At 32.4% G+C, this 1,060-nt stretch carries 1 protein-coding gene; it reads left to right on the plus strand.

Annotation, left to right across the window (positions count from 1 at the left end; genetic code table 11):
* Positions 1-1,014, plus strand: a 1,014-nt coding sequence (locus AVBRAN12654_RS09320; RefSeq protein WP_214150668.1) for a methyl-accepting chemotaxis protein, incomplete at its 5' end; no start/stop codon positions are given.
* Positions 1,015-1,060: the final 46 nt, after the last annotated feature.

Genomic DNA, 1,060 nt, shown 5'->3' on the forward strand with positions numbered 1-1,060 from the left:
ATTATCTTCGTAAAATTCCAAATCACTCGCCCACTAAACAATCTAACAGCTAAATCAAACGAACTTAGCAGTGGAGATGGAGATTTAACTAAAAAGCTAGATGATAAAGGTAATGATGAAATAGCTCAAGCTTGTAAAGCTATTAATATATTCTTAGAAAAAGTAAGAATTCTAATAGCACAAGCAAAAGATATCTCAAATGAAAACGCTTCAATAGCAAATGAATTAAGCCACACAAGTCTTCAAACAGGTAAGCGTGCAGAAGAAGGTAGTGTAATAGTTACAGAAGTAGCTAATAAAGGAACTAATACTAAAGCAAACCTTGATAAAGGTGTAATTGGTGCAGCTAAAGGTAAAGATGAATTAAGTAATGCAAGTAAGTTTATAAAATCAGCAAACGATGCTATTAATTCATTAACTAATCAAATAAATCATAGTGCTGATATAGAAAGTGCTTTAGCTAGTAAGATTGAGCAATTAAGCCGTGATGCTGATAATGTTAAATCTATTTTAGAAATAATTAACGATGTAGCAGACCAGACTAACTTACTTGCACTAAATGCTGCAATAGAAGCTGCAAGAGCAGGAGAGCATGGTAGAGGATTTGCCGTAGTAGCTGATGAAGTAAGAAGTTTAGCTGAGAGAACTCAAAAAAGCCTTAGTGAAATAAATGCAACAATAAGCGTTATAGTTCAAGGTATTAAAGATGCAAGCGAGCAAATGAGCACTAATTCAGCAGAAATTAGTAAATTAACTCAAGTAGCAAGTAATACCCAAGATACAATTAATGAAATGGGGAAAGTAATGAGTGAAGCTGTAAAAATTAGTGAAGCAACTGTAAATGATTATATAAGCACAAGCAAAGATATGAGCGAGATATTAAGTGGAGTAAATAATATGAATACTATCACTAATGAAAACGCAAGAAGCGTAGAAGAAATAGCAGGAGCAGCAAATCATCTAAGTGAGATGACAGAACAACTAAACAAAAAGCTAAATGAATTTAGAACTTGATTCATTAGCTTAAAAATAAACTTATTATTAGGAATTAGTATGCTAG

This window comes from Campylobacter sp. RM12654 (assembly GCF_020137585.1).
Classification (GTDB): Bacteria; Campylobacterota; Campylobacteria; order Campylobacterales; family Campylobacteraceae; genus Campylobacter_E.